The sequence below is a fragment of the Silvanigrella sp. genome (assembly GCF_044369315.1).
Taxonomy (GTDB): domain Bacteria; phylum Bdellovibrionota_B; class Oligoflexia; order Silvanigrellales; family Silvanigrellaceae; genus Silvanigrella.
The window spans coordinates 1-6,356 of record NZ_JBIPMD010000195.1 but is presented as its reverse complement, the minus strand read 5'-3'; the positions used below and the strand labels follow the sequence as shown (position 1 = coordinate 6,356).

Sequence of the window (6,356 nt, the reverse complement as noted above, 5' to 3'; positions counted from 1 at the left end):
CCATTCATTATAAAATTCCAAAAATTATTAATGGAAATCAACTGATAAAAAAGCTAGAAGAAATTCGTTCCGATTATCATTTAATCAATCCAATTTTAAAAAAAATAAATGAACTTAAACATTATATTCACATGGAAAATCTTGAAAAATGTGAGGAAATTATAAAAGACGAAAAAATATTACATAAGATAAAAACCAATCATAAGTATCTTTATTTAAAAGGAGAAATTTTAATTTTAAGACAAAAATACAATGCTGCTATTGATTATTTTCATGAACTTTTAAAAAAAAATCACAAAATGAATAATATAGAAACGCTGAAAACTCTCAGTACTATGGGAAAAGCTTATTGTTTAGCAGGAAGGAATAAAGAAGCATTAATGATTTTTCAAAAATTAGAAGCAAAAAGTCCGAAGAATCTCAATCATAAGTTAATGACAGGTGATGCTTATTTAGGACTTGAAGAAAGTTATAAAGCAGAAACAAAATATCATGAGGTTTTGGATAAAAGTCCAAAACACAAAGGAGCTCTGACAGGAATGGTCAAAGCTAATGCAATTGCCGGTAAATTTGATGTAGCAAAATCATTCTTTGATCAAATAGAAGGAGAGTTTGAAAGTAGATCTTTAGCTAGTTACTTTAACAACAGAGGGGTTATTCTTATAAAAGAAAACAAAGTAACAGAAGCAATCGCTTTTTATAAAAATGCACTACCTTTTTTTAAAAAGTATAGAGGCCAAATTCATTTTAATATAGGGATGGCCTTTGCAAGATGCAATAAAATGAATGAAGCTGCAAAATACTTCAACGAAGCACTTCATTCAGAAGGAAGTGAGTTCATTGAAGATAAAACCTTAATTAAGATTTTTAAAGAATATGGTGTTGAGAAATTTATAGATAGTTTTAAAATTTTAAACCCTATTGTAATAGAAAATATAAATAGGGATGAGAATGCAAGTGAAAATAGGGTTCAAACTTCTGGATTCGATGCTAAAAAAGACTGAACTGGAATTTGCCCCGATCCAAAATCAACATAAACTATATTTCTTCCATTTTCTTTCGCATGATACAAACATTCATCCGCCCTTTTTACAGCACTCTCTTTAGAATCTTCAACGGATTTTATCAAAGTAACACCAATACTTGTCGTAACAGGAATCCGAGTTCCATTAAATACATATTCATTATTTTGTATTGCAAGTCTAAATTTTTCCGCTGCAACAGCAGCTCCTCTTTCAGAGGTTTCAAAAATTAAAACAAGCAACTCCTCTCCTCCATAACGACCCAAAACATCAGAGCGCCGGCTGTGAGTTTTAAGAATACGTGCTGTCTCTGCAAGGACAAAATCACCTGCTTGGTGTCCATAAGTATCATTCACCGTTTTAAATTTATCTAAATCAAACATAATAACAGAAAGCCTAGGAGGTAAATTTCCCGTCTTACAACGCTCAAACTCTTTATCAATTTGTTCTTCAAAGTAACGACGCGTATATAAGCCCGTTAACGGATCTGTAATAGACTGAATAGATTTGTCTTTATACTTAGATTGTAAGTTTGTTTCTGCAGTAACATCTCTTAATAACAAACAAGCACCAAGCATTTTTCCATCTGTTTCATAGTAGGGATAACTGCTAATTATTAAAGTTAGATTTTTTCTATTTGTTACATTAACTGCAGGCACTTCATCGATGCGAGTGGGCGAGTTCGACTCAAGCAGCTGATCGATAGCACTTTTGTCACTACCAGGCATTGAGGTTAAAAGCATTTCTTTTAAATTGTCGATTCTTCTAATATCTATCGATCTCAATTCAACAATTTGACAAAAAGCGGCATTAAATTTGAGAACTTTATGCTCTTTGTTTATTAAAACAAAAGCATCTAGAAATACCCGTGTAAAATCACGATGTATTTCAAATTTTTCAATTAACCTTGAGTCGAGTACGTTTTGATTCTCCAAAATGACACCTCAACGCATTAAAAATACAAAATATTCATCCTCAAGTTCTTCTGTCTGCATAGCACAATCATCATTATCACATTTAGGTGCTGGAGGATATGTTTTTGGAGGAAGACTTGCTGTTTCGAATAATTTTTTGTCTTCTTTATTACATACTTCACAAATATAATTCACATAAAAACTAGATACGGTCGCTTTTCCTAAAAAACTAGGAATCATATTAATTTGCATAATTATATCTGTTGTACATTCACTAAATAATATTTTTTTGCCATCCTCTAATGACCTCAAAAAACTTACCCAAGCCCTCACTCCTAGAGAGTTAATGCTTTTTACCTGTGAAAAGTTAAAAACGATCTTTTTCGTATCTTTTAATTCCGAAAACAGATTTTTAAATAAGATCTCAGAATCCTCATTAATAACCCCTACCAGGCTTACGTCTTTTCCATCATCTTTTTGTACAATGGAGTATTCCACTGTTTCCCCTCCGCTAAAAGTCTATATGTAAGTTCTCGTATTATCTTAGCAAGATTTTAACACAATAAGATTTTATAGAGAATTTCTTGACATTCACGGCAACGATTACTAAGCAAGTAAGGTTGCTCTTGTGGCGGAACTGGTAGACGCGCGCGACTCAAAATCGCGTTTCCTCCGGAAGTGGGAGTTCGATTCTCCCCGGGAGCACCAAAATAATTTTACCTACATAAAATAATTTTACCTACATAAAATAATTTTACCTACATAAAATAATTCTAACTTATAAAAAATTTCTTATAATTCTTTTTAAACCCATTGTTACTTTAATATTTACAGAAATAAAATATTTTAAAAAGATTTATTTAAACAAACTCTGAAGTTTATATTAAAAATAAAGATAAAAAAATTCCTATAACTGGTCTATTTACCCAATCTGCTATCATTGGAAACTCGGACAAAATTCCTGCTGCATCCAAATATTTTTTTCTCTGTAATGAAGAATTTTTATCAAAAGAAACTCGCTTGAAAAGGTTAAAATGAAAGATATTTCTCAGCTTCATCAAACTAGTTCAATAAATAAATATACTTGTTTCTCTATACCGAAGGTCAAAGCCCATTTTTCATTTTATGATATAGACAAGGTCTCTAAATTTCCTTGTCAAACGGAAAAAAATGAGGCATGGTTGCAATTTCTATGGATGATCTTTAATTTAGTTTCATTCGTTTTTAATTTAATCAATATTATTAAGAGGTTAAAATGACTTCACCTACGGACAAAACAAATCGCTGTCGCGATGCGAAAAAAGTAAAAATGGGTAAAAAAGCGAAGAACAAACTTCGCAAAACAGGAACAACTCCAAAGTTGTTTACTCTTAACAAACCAACTCAAAATGAGCTTAAAAATTAATTTTCCTACAAATGCTTATTTTATAAGAGAAGAAAATCCATACCCATTCGTGCATATGAAGTTAAATTTTGCACGCTACAGTTGAGAATTTTCTTCTCTTTTTTTATTTTTTATAGAAGACATGGTAAATTCTGAATGTTCATCAAAAGAAGACTATTCTTCACTGTTTATACCACTTTCAAAGGAGATTGCACACAATATGCGTCCAATGGGAAACCAACAAACTCGTAACCCCGCACAAGATGGTCCAAGAATTAATGATCGCATCAAAGCAACTGAGGTTCGTCTTATTTCCGATACTGGCGAACAAGTAGGAGTATTACCCATCCGTGAAGCTCTTTCTAGAGCAGAAGAGTTAGGGCTCGACTTAGTTGAAGTTTCACCTGACGCAAAACCTCCTGTGTGTCGACTTATTGACTACGGCAAGTTCAAATATCAGCAAAGCAAAAAAGCTCAAGAAGCTAAGAAAAAACAAGTTGTTATTGAAGTTAAAGAAATCAATTTAACCCCAAATACAGACAAACATGATATTGAGACAAAACAAAATCATATTAAAAGATGGATTGCCGAAAAAGCTCGTGTTCGTGTTGGAGTTAAATTTAGAGGGCGTGAAATGTCGCACATTGATTTAGGCTACAAAGCACTTCAAGAACTTATGACTGGTTTGGAAGAAATTGTTATTCAGGAGTCATCACCACGCATGGAAGGACGTAGATTGGTCGTCACCCTTCTTCCAAAAAGCGAAAAAGTATGACATCTCCCCCCAATTGTTATCAATTGGCGATTTTAGAAACTTCTGACTTGCATTGTTATATCGTGCCTTACGATTACTACAATGATAAAAAGTCAGAACTTTTTGGGTTAGCTAAAACAGCTACCTTAATAAAAAAATTTCAAAAAATTTATAAAAATAATATTTTGGTAGACAATGGGGATTTAATCCAAGGCAATGCCTTATCTGATTATGTCAGCAGATATAAACCACTCGAAAAAGATAAAAATCATCCCATATTTAAAGTTATGAATTATTTAAATTATGATATTGCAACGGTTGGAAATCATGATTTTAATTATGGGCTCGATTTTCTAAAAAAAGTAACAAATCAAGCAAGTTTTCCATATATTTGCTCAAATATTTACTTATTTGATGAACATAAAGAGAACAATATTGGAGAGCCTTTATATCCAGAAAGTTATATCATTGAAAAAAAGTTTGAGGATAATACTTCAATTAAAATTGGGTTTATTGGTGTTGCACCACCCCAAATATTAATTTGGGATAAACATATTCTCGATAATAAAATTATTATAAAAGATATTGTTGAATCATCAAAAAAACATGCTATTCAATTAAAAAAAAATGGAGCCGACCTAGTTATTGCTCTTGCGCATAGCGGAATTTTACCGCTTAAATATATAAAAAACACTGAAAATGCTGTTTATGAATTAACAAAAATCAAACAAATTGACGCTGTTTTTTCAGGGCACGCTCATAATATATTTCCAGGTGGAAAAGTTTTTCAAAATCTTGATAAATACAAAATAGATAATACCATCGGAAAAATAAATAATACTCCTGTTGTAATGCCTGGTGCGCTTGGAAGCCATTTAGGAATTATTCGTTTTAATTTAGAAAAGAAAAAAACAGGTTGGAAAATTAACCAAAGTTTTTCTGAGATTCATAGCGTTAAAGATGTTGAACCCGATTCCAAAGTAATTTCACTTGTAGAAGAAGAAAATAAAAATGTTCTAAATTATATTCGTTCCTACGTTGGCAAAAGTAATATTCATTTTTATTCTTGGTTTTCTTCTTTAGAAGACTCATATACTTCTCAATTTATTCAGAAAATAGCCATAGAGTTTGCTACAAAAAAATTTAAGAACACCAAATGGGAAAATCTTCCTATTTTATGCTCATTTGCTCCTTTAAATACAGGAACCCATGGAAGTTCTTTTATTAATATTCCTAAAGGCCCTCTTGCAATTAAAGATATTTCAAATTTATACCCCTATGATAATGAAATAAAAGTTTTACTTGTTAATGGTGAACAAATAAAAGACTGGCTTGAATTTTCTGCTCAAACCTTTCACCAAATTGATGTGGGCTCAAGCGAAGAAATTTTTTTGTTAAATCTATTATTTCCCACATTTAATTTTGATTGTATTTTTGGAATTACATATGAAATTGATTTAACAAAAAAACTAGGAAATCGAATTTTAAATATTCAATTCAATAAAAGAAAAATCAAGCCCAAACAATTATTTGGAGTTGTAACAAATAACTACCGTGCAGCAGGTGGTGGCAACTTTCCTAATATAAATAAATTTAAAACAATATTAGATAGCACTGAACTATACAGAAATATTTTAATTGAAAAAGTTAAAAATACAGAAGAAATTGATTTTACTCTGGAAGAAAATTGGAAAATTTTACCAATTTTGAGCCCAAATAAACAAACCGTTTATTTTGAAAGTTCTTTAGATTCAATTCCATATCATCCTCGCTTTTTAATTTTACTCTCCAAAGATGAAGCTCTCAAAAAAGCAAAATACCGTATAGATGTGACAAAATTTTGATAGTACTCTCTAAATCGCAATAATATAATATTAATAAATAGATTCAATTCTAGATTTCGATCTCAAAAGAAAGAGATTATTATGATTGCAAGACTTAGTATTAAACAAAAAATGATTTTTTGGAATATATTATTAGTCATTATATTTACTTTAACATTAATTTATCTTGGGAATGAGTCCATTGAAAGATTGATGGAAGAAAAAAAACACAAATACGTAATTTAACAGACTCGGCTGCTGGAATTGTTTATAGATATATCAATCTTGAAAAAGATGGAAAAATATCGCACGAAGAAGCTGTTGATGGAATTAAGGTAGCAATGTGTCCTCCCAATAAGTGCATTTTACAAACACAATGAATGGAATTAAATTTTTTATAGAGAGTGGTTTTTGATTTTGTTGATAGTATCAAGATAATTCCAAGGTAACCAATCTTTT

7 protein-coding genes and 1 tRNA gene are annotated in these 6,356 nt (G+C 30.8%); 5 read left to right on the top strand and 3 right to left on the bottom strand.

Features of this window, described 5'->3' with window-relative positions:
• On the top strand, nucleotides 1–1,004 hold a 1,004-nt coding region (locus ACIQ56_RS13295), incomplete at its 5' end, for a tetratricopeptide repeat protein (RefSeq protein WP_397601533.1).
• Here ACIQ56_RS13295 and ACIQ56_RS13290 read toward each other — a convergent pair.
• Both ACIQ56_RS13290 and ACIQ56_RS13285 read right to left on the bottom strand, forming a co-directional pair.
• Nucleotides 971–1,957 (bottom strand): diguanylate cyclase, encoded by a 987-nt coding sequence (locus tag ACIQ56_RS13290; protein ID WP_397601532.1) that lies wholly within the window; start codon nucleotides 1,955–1,957, stop codon nucleotides 971–973. The genes ACIQ56_RS13295 and ACIQ56_RS13290 overlap by 34 nt on opposite strands.
• Before the next feature lie 9 nt (nucleotides 1,958–1,966).
• Nucleotides 1,967–2,434, bottom strand: a complete 468-nt coding sequence (locus ACIQ56_RS13285) for a hypothetical protein (protein WP_397601531.1) — start codon at nucleotides 2,432–2,434, stop codon at nucleotides 1,967–1,969.
• Nucleotides 2,435–2,558: 124 nt separating this feature from the next.
• Between ACIQ56_RS13285 and ACIQ56_RS13280 the strand changes: the two genes are divergently transcribed.
• The 4 genes from ACIQ56_RS13280 to ACIQ56_RS13265 all read left to right on the top strand — a co-directional run bounded on the left by ACIQ56_RS13280 (nucleotide 2,559) and on the right by ACIQ56_RS13265 (nucleotide 5,918).
• Nucleotides 2,559–2,644, top strand: a tRNA-Leu gene (locus ACIQ56_RS13280).
• A 547-nt stretch (nucleotides 2,645–3,191) separates the two neighbouring features.
• Complete coding sequence (locus ACIQ56_RS13275) at nucleotides 3,192–3,341, top strand: hypothetical protein (protein ID WP_153420779.1); 150 nt, start codon at nucleotides 3,192–3,194, stop codon at nucleotides 3,339–3,341.
• Nucleotides 3,342–3,540: 199 nt separating this feature from the next.
• A complete protein-coding gene (infC, locus tag ACIQ56_RS13270) occupies nucleotides 3,541–4,095 on the top strand; it encodes a translation initiation factor IF-3 (RefSeq protein WP_202614024.1) in 555 nt (184 codons plus the stop codon).
• Nucleotides 4,092–5,918 (top strand): bifunctional 2',3'-cyclic-nucleotide 2'-phosphodiesterase/3'-nucleotidase, encoded by a 1,827-nt coding sequence (locus tag ACIQ56_RS13265; RefSeq protein WP_397601530.1) that lies wholly within the window; start codon nucleotides 4,092–4,094, stop codon nucleotides 5,916–5,918. Before infC ends, ACIQ56_RS13265 begins: the two co-directional genes overlap by 4 nt.
• Before the next feature lie 247 nt (nucleotides 5,919–6,165).
• Here ACIQ56_RS13265 and ACIQ56_RS13260 read toward each other — a convergent pair.
• Nucleotides 6,166–6,356, bottom strand: a 191-nt coding sequence (locus ACIQ56_RS13260) for a hypothetical protein (protein WP_397601529.1), incomplete at its 5' end; no start/stop codon positions are given.

What these genes read in the sequence shown, in the direction of transcription:
- ACIQ56_RS13275 (WP_153420779.1), top strand. Translation starts at nt 3,192, where the DNA reads ATGACTTCACCTACGGACAAAACAAATCGCTGTCGCGATGCGAAAAAA.
- infC (WP_202614024.1), top strand. Translation starts at nt 3,541, where the DNA reads ATGCGTCCAATGGGAAACCAACAAACTCGTAACCCCGCACAAGATGGT.
- ACIQ56_RS13265 (WP_397601530.1), top strand. Translation starts at nt 4,092, where the DNA reads ATGACATCTCCCCCCAATTGTTATCAATTGGCGATTTTAGAAACTTCT.